Raw genomic sequence first — 2355 nt, 5'->3', positions numbered from 1 at the left:
CAACCGCTCAAGGGGCTGGCGCAAAATGTCTCGGTTCGGCGCAACGCCACAGGCATGCCGCTGATCGAGAGCAATAGCTTCCACGACGCCCTGTTCGCCCTCGGCTATGTCCATGCCAGCGACCGGATCACGCAGATGGCCACCCTGCGCCTGCTCGCCCAGGGCCGATTGGCGGAAATGTCCGGTGCCGAACGGCTGGACATCGACCGCTACATGCGCGCGGTGAACCTGAAAAAAAGCGCCGACGAGCTGTACAAGGCATCGTCGCCGCGCATCAAGCGCTTCTTTGAAGTCTATGCACGGGGCGTCAACGCCTACCTGTTCCGCTACCGCGACAAGTTGCCGTCGGACCTGGCTGCCACTGGCTACAAGCCGGAATACTGGAAACCGGAAGACTCGGCGTTGCTGTTCTGCCTGTTGAATTTCAGCCAATCGGCCAACCTGCCGGAAGAAATCGCGACCTTGGTGCTGGCCCAGACGGTGACCAACGACAAACTGGCCTGGCTGAGCCCGTCCTACCCGGATGAGCCCCTGCCGCTGGCGGAAGGCGAAAAGCTGCAGGGCGTCCGGCTCAATGGCCAGGTTCCCGGCCTGAATGAAATCAGCAAGGCTGGCGCCCAACTGGCCGATCTGAATCTGATGGGCTCGGCGTTTTCAAGCAATTGGGCCATTGCCCCACAACGCAGTCGCAATGGCAAAAGCCTGTTGGCCAGTGACAGCCAGGGTCCGCTGGGCGTGCCGTCGCTCTGGAGCCCGGTGCAGATCCGCGCGCCCAAGTATCAGGCGGCCGGACTTTCCGTAGCCGGCATTCCGCTCATCCTGGCGGGCTTCAACGGTAACGTGGCGTGGAGCATGAGCAGTGTGCTCGGTGACAATCAGGACCTGTTCCTGGAAAAAATCCGACGCCAAGGTAACGGCCTGTCCTACGAAGTGAATGGAAAATGGCAGCCGGCGACCGTGCGCAACGAAACCTATTTCATCAAGGGTCAACGGTCTATCCGCGAAGCCGTGTATGAAACCCGCCACGGTCCCCTGCTCAACAGCGCCCAGGGGCCGGCCATGGCCAACGGCCTGGGGATGGCCTTGCAGTTGCCGAGTTTCACCGATGACAAGACCCTGGACGCGTTCTTTGATCTGTCGCGCTCGAAAAATGTCGAGAAAGCCTCGGATGCCAGCCGGGAAATTCGCGCCCTGGCGGTGAGCATGGTATTTGCCGACGCGCGCAACATCGGCTGGCAAGTCACCGGCCGCTATCCGAACCGTCGCGAAGGCGAAGGCCTGCTGCCGTCGCCGGGTTGGGACGGTCGCTACGATTGGGACGGCTATGCCGACCCGATGTTGCACCCGTACGACCAGGATCCGGCCCAGGGCTGGCTCGGCACCGCCAACCAGCGCGTCATTCCCCATGGCTATGGCATGCAGCTATCCAACTCCTGGGCAGCGCCGGAGCGTGGCGAGCGCCTCGCCGAACTGGCCGGCGCGGGCAAGCACGACGCTCGCAGCTTGAGCGCCATGCAATATGACCAGACCACGACCTTCGCGGCCAAACTCAAGAAAGTCTTCGAAGCCCCGGGCATGGCCCAGCCGCTGAAACAGGCGATCGAAGCCCTGCCGGTGGCGGACCGGGCCAAGGCTCGCGAGGCGCACACGCGCCTGATGGCGTTCGACGGCAGGCTCAGTCCAGTGTCCACCGACGCGGCAATCTATGAGCTGTTCCTGCAAGAAAGCATGAAGCAGATCTTCCTCGACGAATTGGGCCCAGAAAGCAGCCCGGCGTGGAAAGCGCTGGTTGCCAACGGCCAATTGTCCTACTCGGCACAGGCCGACCATCTGCTCGGTCGCGAGGACAGCCCATTCTGGGACGACGTCCGCACGCCGCAGAAAGAAGACAAGGCGGTAATCCTGGCCCGTAGCCTGGCGGCGACCATCAGCGCTGGCGAAAGCCAGTTGGGCGGCGATCACACAGCCTGGCAGTGGGGCAAACTGCATCGTTATGAGTGGAAAAATCCCAGCGGCCAGGTCGTACGTGGCCCGCTGGCGGCTGGTGGAGACGCCACCACGCTCAACACCGCCGCGTTCGCCTGGGGCCAGGACTTCAACACGACCGTGGCGCCGGGCACGCGTTTTGTCGTTGACTTCAGCCAACCCGAACCATTGACCCTCCAGGGCGGCGCAGGTCAGTCGGGCAACCCGGCCAGCCCGAGCTACCTGAACGGAGTTGATCCGTGGATCAAGGCGCAATACCAGAGCGTGCCGTTGCAACCGCAGAACTTCGACCGGGCGTATGGCAAGACAAGGTTGACGTTGGTGCCGGGCAAGTAAGCCGACGCAGATCACCGTGGCGAGGGAGCTTGC

1 protein-coding gene is annotated in these 2355 nt (G+C 63.0%); it reads left to right on the top strand.

The genetic code is table 11. The annotated features are described in order from the left end of the window. Positions 1-2322 (top strand): penicillin acylase family protein (locus OC610_RS25835; protein ID WP_264431864.1); only part of this gene is annotated, 2322 nt, incomplete at its 5' end. Positions 2323-2355: the final 33 nt, after the last annotated feature.

It is taken from the genome of Pseudomonas agronomica (assembly GCF_025917275.1).
Taxonomy (GTDB): Bacteria; Pseudomonadota; Gammaproteobacteria; order Pseudomonadales; family Pseudomonadaceae; genus Aquipseudomonas; species Aquipseudomonas agronomica.
This window is presented reverse-complemented; position numbering and strand designations above follow the sequence as displayed.